Raw genomic sequence first — 13,790 nt, 5'->3', positions numbered from 1 at the left:
CCCAGCTCGCTCACCCGCGACGACAGTTGCTTCCGGTATTTCGCCCATTCGAGCATTCGAAACTTCTCCATAAATCGGGACTGATGATCAGGCAAATACGTGAGCAAACAGCGAGGTATCACCTGGATCCGTCGCAGGCATACCCAAGAAGCTTCATGAGCAGAAATGGCATCTTCTCACGCAATCATGAGAACGCGTCATCCGATCGGCGCTTCGCATCGGCGCCTTGCGTGTTGGCCTGGCCGAAACCGTTATGAAGACCGCTCATGAGCTCATGAAATATTGCCGTTTAACGATCATAATGCGGCCGTGCTATTTCTTTCACCAGCGCCGCCGCCATGCGGCAAGAACGCCCGGCAGGCGGACTCTTTCGCTACGAAACGGCGCCCCGACCGATTCGAATACAAGCTTTCGAAGACCGAGAAAGCCGCTCGTCTGGCCGCCACAGGGAGAAACCAAGTAATGACGAATGCGTCTGCACAACGGGAAAAAGTCATCCTGGCGTCGGTTATGGCTGCCAATGCCAATCCCGGCTGGCTGACCAGCGACCGCGTCGAGGCACTGACCGGCGGGCACGGGATGCTCAATATTCCCGTCGTTGCTGCATGCAATGTCATCGCCGCCGAACTTCGTCGTGGCGTAAGCCCGGAAGTCAAATTTGCCGATGCTGTGCGCCAGCCCATCGACGACCTCCTTGCAAAGAGCATCGCTGTTGCAAAGGCAGCCGGCGCCGACGGAGCAAATGCGGCCCTGATCGCGGCCACGCTTCTCTACCTGTGCGGCGCCAACGCACAGGTTGGCATCCCGGCAGGCAACCGCAAGCTCGGTTCTTCTGCGCGGATGATCGCGGGGGTGAGCCGCTCAGGCCTTGCGGCGGTGCCCACAGCCAAGATGAACAACAAGATCTCGGGATTCGCGGCCGTCGCTGCGGTTTACGATGCCATGATGAAGGGAGAGCTCTCGCCGATTCAAGGTCGGGACATTCCCGAAGGCGTAGGCGGCGGTGTGATGGTTGGCCACGGAGCCCTCGGCGAGGATTTCATCTTCCCCGGCATGGCCGAACGAGGCGCGGCTATCGGAACCAAGGCGATGATGGATGCCATGTCAGGAGCTGGCATGCCCAGCCAGAAATTCCTGTCAGCACTTTTCGGCGCGGCAGCAATCCTGGAGATCATCCACCCGGATGYCGACGTGGCTGAGGAGTACGGCCCCTACGGCAAGGTTACCAGTGCCTTTGTTGCCGGACAATCCGCCGTTCGCACCGCCGGCCTRCCGGAGAAGGTGYATGTCCGCATTACCGGCAAGGAAGTCGAGACCGCAAGGCTCATCGGCGATCTCGGGCTGATCCTCAAGGACATCGGCGGACCCACTGTGATCGGCATCATGGCGCTGGATGAAATCATTTCGGTGTTCGAAGAGGGAATTTGCGGCGCCGGCGCGGGTCCGGTCAATCCGCCGCTCGGCCACGTCTGCGGCGATGCGGTCATTGYGCTGATGTGCCTGTTGCAGGACGGWTCGACGGAACAGAGCGTGGCGCGGGCTTTGCGCGATCGACGGCTCGGCTTCAGCTTCGACCCGGAGACCGCAATGATGGCSATGCACATCGTTGCCCGAAAGGCAACCCAGATTTGCAACGGGCCGGTGACCGAAGCGCTGATCATGTCCTCCACTCCCATGGTCACCAAGGCGCTGCATGCCCGCGCGGCGCGCAGCTATGACGATCTGATGGCCGGCAGGAGCGTCGGCGAAATCGTCCGCGCGATGGACGAAGAACGTCAGCTTCTGGTGGAGGCGCGCGGCTCGGAATTCCTGAGCAAGGTAAAGGGCACCAATATCAAGATTCATTTCACCAAGATCGGCAAGGGAGCACGGCGCTCGAGCAAGATGGCTGCACGTTGGCTTGCCTTCGATCCGGCGCTTGATGYCGAAGTGACCGTCGGCGACGACAAGATTCACATGGAAGGCATCATCAACGCCGTCATTCCGGAAGTGGCGCAGGGGATCGGTAAGGAACGCGCGCCGTTCCTGACGGCGCTCGCGCCGATCGCAAGCGAACTGCTGCTCGCTGGCAATGTGATCATGAACGTCACAATCCCCGCGGTGGTCGCTGCCGCGATGGGCAAGATGAACGCTTCGGACGCCGCCAGCGAGGCRCAGTCAGCAGGCCTGATTTCCGCAGGTATTCCCGGTACGAAGGCCAAGGCGGAGGCCGCGGCGCTAGTCGCTGTCGAATCCATGGCGCTCTGATGGCAGGCGGCGTCATCCTCCTTATGGCCCAGATCGATGATGCGCCGGGCGAGTTGCTCGGGCATGTCATCGATAAGATGACCGAGATGGGCGCCAAGAATGTCCAGCTCCTTTCCAGCCTGGGCAAGAAAGGCCGTCCAGCCTACGTACTGTTGGTCGACATCAACGCGGAGGACGAGCCGGATTTCGCCTCCCTTCTCGTCGGCGATCTGGGGATTTGGGGCTACCGGGTTCTCGAATCCCAACACAAGCACTTCGACATCCGACGCTATCGGACGCAGCTCGAACTGAAATGGGCGGGAGGCGAGACCAGTTTTCCACTGCGCCTCAAACGCATCCTTAACGAGGGGATGTTCATGCGGGCTAAGGCCGAACACGACGATCTTGTCGCCATATCCGCGCAGATGAGAGACCTTCTGCYGGTATCAGTGGCAGTGTTGAAGGGGGCGATTGAGACGACCATTGGATCGACTGAGCCGGGCAAGACCTTGCGCGTCGATCTGTCTGGTCTGCAGCTTGCGGGCCGATAAAGGATGGAAGGCCCGATGCATATTCATCTTGATGTCCTGGGCGGCATTGCCGGCGATATGTTTGTCGCCGCGATTTTGGACGCCTGGCCCGATCTGGCTGAAATCGTGCAACAAAACCTTCGTCTTGCCGGTCTGGAAGACGACGTAGAGGCTGTGGTGCGGCCGCATGACGACGGCGTGCTGACCGGCARCCGCTTCGATGTCACGAAGATGGGCTCCGAACAGGCCACCGCCCGACCTCATTGCAGTCACCATGCTCATGGGCACGCCCACGAGCATGATGACCATGACGAGCGGCATGGCCAACATCACCATGAGCACGTCCATGACGAGCACCACGGCCACCATCATCACACTCATTGGCGCGACCTTCGTGCGATGCTTGAGGGAAGTCGTTTGGACGAGACTGTTAAGCGCGCAGCCATCGCGATCTTCCATGAGCTCGCCCTGGCGGAGGCCGCGGTTCATGGCAGGGACGTCGATGACGTGACCTTTCACGAAGTCGGCAACTGGGATTCGATCGCTGACATCGTAGCCGCGGCGACACTGATCGAGGCAGTGGGCGAAGCAAGCTGGTCGGTCGGATCGCTCCCGCTCGGGCGCGGCTGGGTGGAGACTGACCACGGCCGGCTGCCTGTTCCAGCTCCTGCCACGACCCTATTGCTGCGCGGATTTGCCTTTCATGACGACGGTCGCGTGGGCGAACGCATCACGCCGACGGGAGCGGCGATCCTGCGCTATCTCTCTCCCTCGACCAGTATCGGMTCCTCCCCCCATGTGCTCGATCGCACCGGCATCGGCTTTGGCACGCGGCGCCTCCCCGGCATGAGCAATGTGCTTCGCGTTCTGGCCTTCACGGCTGAAGCCGCCGTGCAGGAACGGGTGGGTGTCATCCAGTTCGAAATCGACGACCAGACGGCCGAGGAATTGGCGGCGGGCCTTGATCAAATTCGTGCAGCCGAAGGCGTCATTGATGTGACCCAGTCGCCGGTCTTCGGCAAGAAAGGTCGGATGATGGCCTCAGTTCAGGTTCTCACACGGCTGGATGCGATCGAGGCAATCGGTGAGCTGTGCTTCCGACAGACCACGACACTTGGCCTACGCAGCCGCACGGAGGCGCGCACCATCCTGCCGCGGCAGGCAGTCACGACCAGCGATGGGATGAGGGTGAAGCTAGCCGATCGCCCCGGCGGGCCGACTGCCAAGGCAGAGATGGATGACGTGGAAGCCTTTCGTCAGAGTCACAAAGCCCRGTCTGAGTTGCGCCGCAGCGCGGAGGCAGAGGCGCTGGAGAAAAGACATGACCACCACTGAAGCCTTCTTGCGCCGTCTCGACGCGGTGTTCGACAGCGCCCGTCCCGCGGCTGTGGCCATCTCCGGCGGCGTCGACAGCATGACCCTGGCTTTCGTGGCGCACCTTAGGTTGGGCGCAGACCTGACCATGTTCCACGCCGCCTCGGCCGCGGTCCCGGTCAGCGCGACCGAACGGGTCAGGGACTATGCGGCGCGCCATGGTTGGAACCTTCGGGTCATCGACGCTGGCGAATTTGCYGACGAACGCTATCTCGCCAATCCTTCCAATCGCTGCTTCTTTTGCAAATCGAATCTCTACGGCACGCTGTCGTCCCTCTCGAAAGCGCAGCTCTTTTCGGGCACGAATACAGACGATCTGGGCGACTGGCGGCCCGGTCTCAAGGCAGCCGAGGCCAATAGCGTACGCCACCCCTTTGTCGAGGCCGGCATGTCCAAGGCCGACGTGAGGGCGATGGCGGCAGCGCATGGCTTGAACGACCTCGCCAAATTGCCGTCGGCCCCTTGCCTCTCGAGCCGCATCGAGACGGCTCTCAAGATCGATCCGCAAATGCTGCGCGCTGTAGATCGGGTCGAGACGCTGATCCGGGACGAGCTTTCGCCTAACACTGTTCGGTGCCGCGTTCGGCACACAGGCGTCGTTGTCGAACTGGATGAGCCTACCTTGTCGCGTCTCTCCGACGACGGCCGGTTAGAGCTGGCCCRCAAAATCTCTGAGGCTTTCGACGGACCGCRGCTCGTCCATTTCGAGGCCTACGTCCGGGGCAGCGCCTTCTTGCGGGAACAAAGCRCATGAACGAACAGATTAGATTGGACTTTCAGCGTCCTGAGCGGCTGGATTTCGATGAGGCCATTCTTTGCGCTCGTAAGTCCGATCCCCAGCTTACCGTAATCATGGACCGGGTGTTGGCGCATGGCGCGCGGTGCCTGATGACCCGCCTCGAACCCGATGTCTTCGCCCGCATGGCGCCCACTTATCGCGAAAGGCTGGATTACGATCCCGTCTCGAGGACGGCTTACCTGAACTGGACCCCTGCTGGCGAACTGGAACTGCCTCGGATCGCGGTGGTGTCGGCTGGCAGCTCGGACATGCCGCAGGCGGCCGAAGTCACGCGAACGCTCACCTATCTCGGCGCCGCGACGAAGCAATTCATCGACGTCGGCGTGGCCGGCCTGTGGCGCTTGTTGGACAGTGTCGACGAATTGCGGACCTTTCCGGTCATTGTGGCGGTCGCCGGAATGGATGGCGCCCTTCCAAGCGTGCTTGGTGGGCTCGTGCCCGGCGTGATCATCTGCCTGCCCACCTCGACCGGATATGGGGTTTCGAACGGAGGAGAAACCGCCCTCCACGCAGCCCTTGCTTCCTGCGCCCCGGGGCTGACGGTCGTGAACATCGACAATGGGTACGGCGCTGCGTGTGCCGCATTCCGCACCCTGAACATGATCCGACAGGCGGCAGCCAACGRCTGACGAAAGGTTGGCTGTCGCCAAGCCAAAAATGAAATCGCCTTGGAGTGCAGGGGACCTTCGCATGCGCAATCCCTTCGACGACAAACCGATTCGCGCCAAGATAAAAATTGGTGTTGTCTATGGGCTTCTGATCATCGCGAATGTCTTGGCGTGGATCTGGGCCTGGAGTCTTTTCGACGATCGGCCCACCCTGCTCGGCATGGCCACCGTCGCCTACATGCTCGGTCTTCGGCATGCGTTTGATGCCGACCACATTGGGGCAATCGACAATGTCGTGCGCAAGCTCACGCAGGAGGGCAAACACCCATTTTCGGTCGGCTTCTTCTTTTCGCTCGGCCACTCCAGCATCGTCGTTCTGGGATCATTGGCCATCGCGGCTACCGCCATTGCGATGCAGAACCAACTTCACGTCTTGCAGCACGTCGGCAGCGTCATAGGGACGTCGGTTTCCGCGCTGTTCCTGCTGGTGATCGGCTTTGCCAACTTGTTTATCCTGAGAGGCGTTTGGGCGGCATTCTCGCGAGCGCGTCGTGGCGAGATGATCTTCGACGAGGACGTTGATGCGTTGCTGGCACGGCGCGGCTTGCTGGCGCGGGTATTTCACCGGACATTCAAGGTCGTCTYACGTTCGTGGCACATGTATCCGATTGGGTTTCTGTTCGGCCTCGGATACGACACGGCCACGGAAATTGCCCTGCTCGGTATTTCTGCAACACAGGCCACTCAAAGCTTGCCGGTCTCAATCCTTGTTTTCCCGGCCCTATTTACAGCCGCCATGTCACTAATGGACACGACGGATAGCGTGCTGATGACGCGTGCCTACGGCTGGGCTCTCGTCAACCCCATCCACAAGCTTTGGTACAACTTGACGATCACGACCACCTCCGGAGTTGTCGCGATATTCATCGGCGGTCTGGAGGGTCTCGGCTTGATCTTGGACAGATACCGTCTGCAGGGCGGTCTATGGGACATCGTGACGATTTTTGACGAAAATCTCGCGAGCTTCGGCCTCGCCATGGTGTTCCTTTTCGTCGCAAGCTGGATCATTTCGACGGCGATCTATCGGGCGAAAGGCTGCGATCAGGCCCAGGTGAATGCGCCCGAGCAGCGGCGCGGCCGAACGCTGACGCACTCGACAGCTCTGCGGAACGCTTTTACTGCTCATGGGGAAAGCCCGACACGACCGCGTCCTCGTTCAGACCTCTGCCAACCGACCACATTCCGGGAGCTTCCGCATGACCGAGACTCAGTCGCCAATCAGCCGCTTTCCCGTCCCGACGCTCTCCGAGATGCCCGATGACATCCGCGAGCGCATTCTCGCCGTGCAGGAGAAGTCCGGCTTCGTTCCCAACGTTTTCCTCGTCCTCGCGCATCGTCCCGACGAGTTCCGGGCCTTCTTCGCCTATCATGATGCGCTCATGGACAAGCCCGGCAACCTCAGCAAGGCAGAGCGCGAGATGATCGTCGTGRCCACCAGCAATCTGAACCACTGCCAATATTGCGTCGTCGCCCATGGAGCGATCCTACGCGTACGGTCAAAAAACCCGTTGATCGCCGACCAAGTGGCAGTCAATTATCGGAAGGCCGACATCACTGAGCRCCAGAAGGCTATGCTCGACTTCGCGGTCATGGTCTCGGCCGAGGCTTACAAGGTGGGCGAGCGCGATTTGGAAACCCTGAGATCGCACGGCTTTACCGAAGAAGATGCCTGGGACATTGCGGCCATATCGGCATTCTTCGGAATGTCGAACCGGCTTGCCAACGTCACGAGCATGCGGCCCAACGACGAGTTCTACGCCTTGGGCCGTTGACTGCTAGTTGCCGTGTCCGAGGCGCATATGCCGTTGGTTCATTAATTTRGCACACTAACGTGTCTGCACTCTTCGTCTTCTCAACAATTACGAAGGGCCGAAGCTGTTGTCGCAAAACTTCCGACTAAGCAAGGCGGCAGCGCCGCGCCTGAGATTCGCAAAGTCGCCAAGGCAGTCAACGGATCGATCGCGATCTTCAGGTCCCTGCAGGATTCGCGATGGCAACCGAGGGGAATGCGTGAGTGAGTTCCGTGGGATGGGTGGGTTGTCCGGATCTCCGATACGCCGCTACAGGGATCGGGGGTGGCGAGCCCTCTGGCTCGATCACGCGCGCTATCTAAGATACAATGGCAAGGGACTGACAGGTCCTAGTTGGTATTTCTGTTGGTAGCAGCTCYGGTTGACCTTCCGTAAGCATCTGAAAGCAAAATAGGATTTTGTTTACTTGGATTCCGCCTCTGGGCACCATCCCCTCTTCTCCCTACACTCCCTTTCGCCGAAGCTTCTACGCTGCAGTCTCTGCAAGCGRCTGAAATTGTTGATGTTTTTCTGTCATATGGCGCATTTGAGCAGGCCCGGAAGCGCTTGGGGCGCATTTGGTCCAACGAGGCGAGGGGATGGTATTTCCGTTGGTATTCGACATCCTGATGGTATCGAAACAGCCAAGGGAGACCTGACGAATGGCCCTCTCCGACGTGAAATGCCGAAACGCCCGCCCTGCTTCCAAACTCGTGAAATTATCTGACGGGGGTGGGCTGCAGCTATGGGTGCAGCCTACGGGCTCTCGCCTCTGGCGGGTCGCCTACCGCTTTGACGGCAAGCAGAAGCTGCTTGCGCTGGGCAGCTATCCCCTTATCTCCCTCGCCGAGGCGCGGGAGGCGCGCGATGATGCTAAGCGGCTCCTGCTGGCCGGCATCGACCCTGGAAAGGAACGCAGCTTGCGGAAGGCCGATTCGGCAAAGGACTCCTTTCGCTCAATCGCGGACGAATATCCCAATCTTCGGGCGCGTTGCATTCGACAGGACTGATGCTTCGCTCAACGACTTGAAAGCCGGCCTGCAGTCGCTATGGGGCGCAGGTTGAAAAGGAGCGATGAGGCACCGCTCCGACTTAAGTCCAAAAGGTAGCGACTGYCTTTACTGCAGTCCCAGCCTTCTCTTAAGTTCCGCATTCTCCTTGCGCAGACGTTCCGCAAGCAGATTCTTCAGCCGTTTGTTTTCTTCTTCGAGCGCGAGGAGATCTTTGAGCTCGTCGCGAGCCGGTGCATTTGCCGAGACCTTTTTCTTCCACTGATAATAGGTCTGCTCCGATGTTCCCGCCTGCTTTACCGCGCTCTTGAGGGTGGCCCCGTCACCRACCAACTTTTCAATCTGGCTAAGCTTCTGAGTTCGCTYCTCTTCTGAATAGACTTTGCGGCCAGGCCGCGTCGACGCCTGGGTTTTATTAACCTCAATTGATGGTACGGCGCCATTTTTGYGGGCAGCAGCCTTCACCTCAGTCTTTGCACTCCGAGGGCGCCGGGCTTTCTTCTTGGTGTCCGTTGTCGCTGCGGCTTTCGTGCCCACTGATTCAGCTTGCTCAGGATCTGCCATGTGTCGCTCCCCTTTTTTCTGTTCAATATGTTCAGCATCAAGGBCAATGACGTTAGAGTCAATAAGAGGACGGTTTGGTGGATCCACTTCCTCAAGCTGCCTTGTTGTTTCGGCGAACGCTTCTGTGAGATCGACATCAGCCCAAATGGAGTGGTCACGTTTTTGAAAGTTGCGCTTCTGTCTCACTTCCACAATGAAAGGTCGGATCTGSCGCCTCATAATTCTGTCCTTGATTGTATGCGAGGTCGAAGGAACCGCTGCCGAAGAGCGCTGTCTCGGCTAGGCAGTTCCAGATTCGGGGCGGAGCTTTAGCGGAAGAGCGCGAGAGCGAGCAAGAGGCTCAAGCGTTTGTGGCCGGACAGTCGACGGCACCGCAATCGCATCGATGCTAACGGCTGCCCGGCCGCACAGAAATAATCGAACGACCGCCTATATAGCGCCGAGGTCGTCAGATCTATCCCATCACCTTGAAAGGTGAGGTCCCCCTCGGGATTGACGGCAGACCTTCGACCGCGCCCGAAGGCGAACCGCTCGACGCATACACAGCTGAGACGCTGAGACGGCTGCGTAGCGCAACAACTTGTTGGCGGCATAGGGCCGCCTTCCACTTATGGCTCAGCTCCGTGAGCGCCGGCGTGACGCGATATGGAATGACAGACCCGCGCTACTGGCCGCTACACCCTTCAGACTGCGCGTCGATACGTCCACAGCTGTGCGGGCGGAATATTGCGGACGACGAAATCGTAGTGCGATACCACGTATCGGTTCGGCATTTTTACAACCGGTGACAACGGCCCATAGGTGATCTGAATAACGGGCCGACCGGCAGGAACGCGGGCTARCAAATTTTCGAGCAAACCAATGCGCTGCTCCATAGGGAAGCTCAGCAAAGGCAACGCACTTACAACACAATCAAATTGCTCCGCGGCGCGCTCCGCTAGAAGTTCACCCAGCGCAAATGCGTCCCCCAAGCGGAAATCCACGCCTTGAAAGCGGCGCGTCAAGCGATCGTAGAAATCCTTGGAATATTCCACCGATACCAGTTGATGCGGCTTTATGCCTCTTTCAAGGATGGCCTTGGTGATGACACCCGTTCCTGCGCCAAGCTCAAGGACTGGCATGCCGGACGCTGGGTTGATCACGCTTGCCATGCGACGTGCGGCATGAACCGACGTGGGTATGACGGCACCAACTCTTTTCCTGTCCTTTTGCCAGCCCTTGAAAAACTCGACCTCCTCTTCAAATTTCCTGCCGAGTCGCTCTTTCAATCGAAAGACCATTTCCACTCCCGTTGTTCGTCGGGTCCATTTGACGCCGCACGTTTGGACAGCTTTTGCGACATTTTCAACCTGGCTGCGACGGCATTCCCATTTCTTCACCGCGCAATCGGCATGAGGGGTCTCTCTGTGGACTATTCGGTGGAGATGGAATAACTGACGAAGGGTGCCGATGGACCCGTCGCAATTCGCCCAGCGAAAGACCGTCAAGCAGCGGCTTGCTGCAACACTACGGCAGCACGTCGCGRCAATGCCACCTGGACGTTGTCGATCAGGCGCGTCTGCCCGAGCCAGGCAGCGACGAGCAGCCGAGCAGGTCGATCCAATGTGATGACTGAGGCAAGGTCACTATCGGCGCGCAGTTCGAGATACTCGACCTCCGAGAAGCCGGCCGCGAGGATCGCCTCTCGGGCGTCAATCAGCGCGCGCTTTACAGTTGCTCCCGAACTCAGGCGATGGGCCGTCTGGACCAGGATATCAGCCAGTCGAGGCGCCCTGTTGCGCTCCGCCAAGGACAGCCGCGCGTTGCGCGACGACATCGCCAGGCCATCGGCCTCGCGCACCGTCGGGCCAGCGATGATCTCGATCGGGATATCGAGATCACGGACAAGTTGTCGCACGACGTGGAGTTGCTGAAAATCCTTCTCACCGAAAAACGCCAGATCGGCCCCACTCTGGAGAAGAAGCTTCGTGACCACCGTCGCCACGCCATCGAAGTGGCCGGGGCGGAACCCGCCGCAAAGCCCCTCGCTCACACCGCCCACCGAAACTGTGGTCGAAAAGCCTTGCGGATAAATGTCGGCGGCATCGGGAGCATAAAGAATGTGAGCGCCGACTGACGCGAGCTTGGCGGCGTCATCATGTTCCGTGCGCGGATAAGCAGCCAGATCATCAGCATTGTTGAACTGCTTGGGATTGACGAACAGCGTCACGATCACCCGATCAGCCTTGGCCAGCGCGGCGCACACGAGACTAAGGTGACCTTCATGCAGGGCGCCCATGGTCGGCACGACGGCGATCTTCAGCCCCTCGCGGCGCCAGGCRGTAACGATGCTACGCAGTTCGGAGACGATCCGGACGATTGCGGTGCTCATGCGGCTTGTCCTCCACTGACTGTTCGCGGCTCATCGCCGAAGACGTGATCGAGTGCCGGGAAGCTGCGTTCGCGTACCTCGTTTGCGTACGTCGCGATCGCTGCCTCGGCAGACTCTGCTAGTTCTGCATAACGCTTGACGAATCTTGGCCGGAAGGCGCCAAACAGGCCCAGCATGTCATCGACAACAAGGATCTGGCCGTCGCAGGAGGCCGAAGCACCGATACCGATCGTGGGAATGGCAACTTCTTGTGTGATGCGCCGAGCAAGAGCTTCCGGTATTTTCTCGAGTACGACGGCGAACGCACCAGCCTCGGCCACCGCCATTGCATCGCGCAAGATCCGTTCGGCACGCTCCCCTCGGCCCTGAACGCGATAACCGCCGAAGGCGTTGACCGCCTGCGGTGTCAAGCCGATGTGGCCCATCACGGGTATGCCACGCGCGGTCAGAAACCGGATTGTCTCCGCGACGCTTTCGCCGCCTTCGACCTTGACCGCTGCCGCCCCGGTTTCTGCCATCACAAGAGCCGCATTGCGGAAAGCCTGCTCGGGGCTTTCCTCGTAGGACCCGAAGGGCATGTCCACAACCATGAGGGCGCTCTGAAGCCCGCGCCGCACCGCCTTGCCATGCAGGATCATCATTTCGAGCGTGACGCCAAGCGTCGAAGGCATGCCGTGCAACACCATGCCGACGCTGTCGCCGACCAGCACAACGTCGCAATGCTCATCGACAAGCTTGGCGATTGGCGTCGTGTATGCCGTCAAACAAACGAGTGGCGTCTTGCCCTTTCGCGCCGCGATGTCCGGCGGGGTCAAGGCCCTCGATTCTGCGGTTGCGCTCACCAGGTATCTCCTTCCCCAGCGTCAGCGGACGGAAGCATGTGCCACATTTTTGTGCAGTTGCGAAGAGAGAATTTGCACCGCACAACGTTTTGCCGGCAACATTAGGTCCGCCGGCCTTCAGAGCTCCACCTTCATTTTCGTCGATGGCCAGGCGAGAAAGCAGATGAGCCAAATCGCTGATTGCTGATCGTGCGCCGCTAGCTCGCCGGCGCGCGTACTGGCCGTTTCGACGAAGGCAGCAAACCTTGCCACGCTCGATCCACAGTTGATCAACGAAGCGGTGAAGGTTCCAATATAATTTTTTAACGCGCACTATCTCGTTTCAAGATCGCGGCTGTAGGCAAGGTTAAAAGCTACCACTGGGAGGTTCCGTTTCGACGTGGACGCGGAAGGTATCGCTGGTCGCAGAGGCTTCAAAAACCAGTCTGCTCAAGGGACCAACGCAAAACGCGCTGTACTCGAGGCCCCAATGCGTAGCAGAATTCATCTAGAACGGCCCGCGCCGAATGCGCACGACCGGAGGCATATCAGCTTATTTTCTGACTGCCACTTATCGATGCCAAGGACTTTGCCCGCTCGTCGACCTGTCGGGAAAGCTTCTTGCCCAAGCTTTTTGGAAAGGCCGATGCCAAGCCCCTTGGGAAGAATAGGAGCACAATCACCATTGCCGCTGCAACCAGCATAAAGCGGCCCTCGGCGAAGTTGTTGATGTTGGCGAGGCCTTCCGAAAGGAAAGTCAGCAAGAACGCGGCAGCTATGGGCCCATAGATGCTGGAGATGCCTCCGACGAGCACCATGCTCAAAATGAGCGACGAGGTCGAGAAGTCGAAGATTTCCGGCGAAGCCACGCGAAGGTAGACTGCATAGAATCCACCGGCTACCCCGGGGAAAAATGCGCTGGCGACTAGGGCTTTCAGTCTCTGCCAGGCGATCGGGATCCCACGCGAGACCGCGTAATCCTCGCTGTCGCGCAGGGCCTTGATGGAAAGCCCGAAGTTGGAGCGAACCAGCCAACGCAAACAGATGGTCGTGATGACCAGAAGGCCAAAGGCGAYGTAGTAATAGCCAAATTTGTAATCGCGCAGAAAATTATAGCCGGGAAGCCAGATGGTCGGAACTCTGACCATACCTTGCGTCCCGCCGGTGATCTGCGACTGGCTAATGACCAGCTGAAGCACAAGCTGGCTGAAGGCGAACGTCACCAGAACGACATAGACGCCTTGGAGCCGGACGACCGGAACGGCGACTACAACGGCRGCGGCCGATGCGGCGAAGCCGCCCAACAGCATGGCAAGCCAGGGATCAAGGCCAAGAAGCTTTGCCGTCAGCCCAGTTGCATAAACCCCGATACCGAAGAATGCGACATGGGCGAAGTTGAAGATGCCGCCATAGCCCAGAGTCACATSCCAGCTTGCCGCGACGACACCGTAGATGAACGCGATGATGAACAGATGGCGTATGTAGGTGTCGTGGACGAATATGGGCACGAGAAGCCCGGCGATCACCAGAGCAACCAGAAGCCATGCCCTGCCGTTTTGAAGGTTGACCATCAGCGCACCACCTTTCCAAGAAGCCCTTGCGGCCGCACCAGAAGGACTACGATCAACAGGAGGAAA

Annotated in this window: 11 protein-coding genes and 2 pseudogenes; 8 read left to right on the top strand and 5 right to left on the bottom strand. The window is 59.4% G+C overall.

The features are described 5' to 3' along the window. Positions 1–462 precede the first annotated feature (462 nt). The 8 genes and pseudogenes from ORS3428_RS30670 to ORS3428_RS30635 form a co-directional block, all read left to right on the top strand. Positions 463–2,247: a hypothetical protein gene (locus ORS3428_RS30670; RefSeq protein ID WP_071102014.1), complete on the top strand. Its 1,785-nt coding sequence runs from the start codon at positions 463–465 to the stop codon at positions 2,245–2,247. Then, positions 2,247–2,777, top strand: a complete 531-nt coding sequence (larC, locus tag ORS3428_RS30665) for a nickel insertion protein (protein WP_071102013.1) — start codon at positions 2,247–2,249, stop codon at positions 2,775–2,777. Before ORS3428_RS30670 ends, larC begins: the two co-directional genes overlap by 1 nt. A gap of 15 nt (positions 2,778–2,792) precedes the next feature. Then, positions 2,793–4,091 (top strand): LarC family nickel insertion protein, encoded by a 1,299-nt coding sequence (locus ORS3428_RS30660; RefSeq protein ID WP_071102016.1) that lies wholly within the window; start codon positions 2,793–2,795, stop codon positions 4,089–4,091. A gap of 7 nt (positions 4,092–4,098) precedes the next feature. Next, positions 4,099–4,884: an adenine nucleotide alpha hydrolase gene (locus ORS3428_RS30655; RefSeq protein WP_108723231.1), complete on the top strand. Its 786-nt coding sequence runs from the start codon at positions 4,099–4,101 to the stop codon at positions 4,882–4,884. Next, complete coding sequence (gene larB, locus ORS3428_RS30650; RefSeq protein WP_071102011.1) at positions 4,881–5,558, top strand: nickel pincer cofactor biosynthesis protein LarB; 678 nt, start codon at positions 4,881–4,883, stop codon at positions 5,556–5,558. The genes ORS3428_RS30655 and larB overlap by 4 nt, the downstream gene beginning before the upstream one ends. Before the next feature lie 61 nt (positions 5,559–5,619). After that, positions 5,620–6,654: pseudogene (locus ORS3428_RS30645) on the top strand (HoxN/HupN/NixA family nickel/cobalt transporter); the annotation flags it as partial. A 139-nt stretch (positions 6,655–6,793) separates the two neighbouring features. After that, positions 6,794–7,369 (top strand): peroxidase-related enzyme, encoded by a 576-nt coding sequence (locus ORS3428_RS30640; protein ID WP_071102010.1) that lies wholly within the window; start codon positions 6,794–6,796, stop codon positions 7,367–7,369. Between the two features lie 680 nt (positions 7,370–8,049). Next, positions 8,050–8,361: pseudogene (locus ORS3428_RS30635) on the top strand (Arm DNA-binding domain-containing protein); the annotation flags it as partial. 144 nt (positions 8,362–8,505) lie between these two features. Here the strand turns inward: ORS3428_RS30635 and ORS3428_RS30630 are convergent. From ORS3428_RS30630 to ORS3428_RS30610, 5 genes are all read right to left on the bottom strand, one after another. After that, positions 8,506–9,180, bottom strand: coding sequence for a transposase (locus tag ORS3428_RS30630; protein WP_108723230.1), 675 nt, complete (start codon positions 9,178–9,180; stop codon positions 8,506–8,508). A gap of 464 nt (positions 9,181–9,644) precedes the next feature. Continuing rightward, positions 9,645–10,241 carry a phospholipid N-methyltransferase PmtA gene (gene pmtA / locus ORS3428_RS30625; RefSeq protein ID WP_071102008.1) on the bottom strand — a complete coding sequence of 199 codons (597 nt, stop codon included), beginning with the start codon at positions 10,239–10,241 and terminating at the stop codon, positions 9,645–9,647. Between the two features lie 203 nt (positions 10,242–10,444). After that, positions 10,445–11,332 (bottom strand): pantoate--beta-alanine ligase, encoded by an 888-nt coding sequence (gene panC / locus ORS3428_RS30620; protein ID WP_071102007.1) that lies wholly within the window; start codon positions 11,330–11,332, stop codon positions 10,445–10,447. After that, on the bottom strand, positions 11,329–12,174 hold the full coding sequence (gene panB / locus ORS3428_RS30615; protein WP_071102006.1) for a 3-methyl-2-oxobutanoate hydroxymethyltransferase: 846 nt from the start codon (positions 12,172–12,174) through the stop codon (positions 11,329–11,331). The genes panC and panB overlap by 4 nt, the downstream gene beginning before the upstream one ends. Before the next feature lie 527 nt (positions 12,175–12,701). Further along, the coding region (locus ORS3428_RS30610; RefSeq protein WP_210185696.1) for a branched-chain amino acid ABC transporter permease at positions 12,702–13,790 on the bottom strand (1,089 nt) is incomplete at its 5' end.

This window comes from Mesorhizobium sp. ORS 3428, assembly GCF_001854785.1.
GTDB lineage: Bacteria > Pseudomonadota > Alphaproteobacteria > Rhizobiales > Rhizobiaceae > Mesorhizobium.
This window is presented reverse-complemented; position numbering and strand designations above follow the sequence as displayed.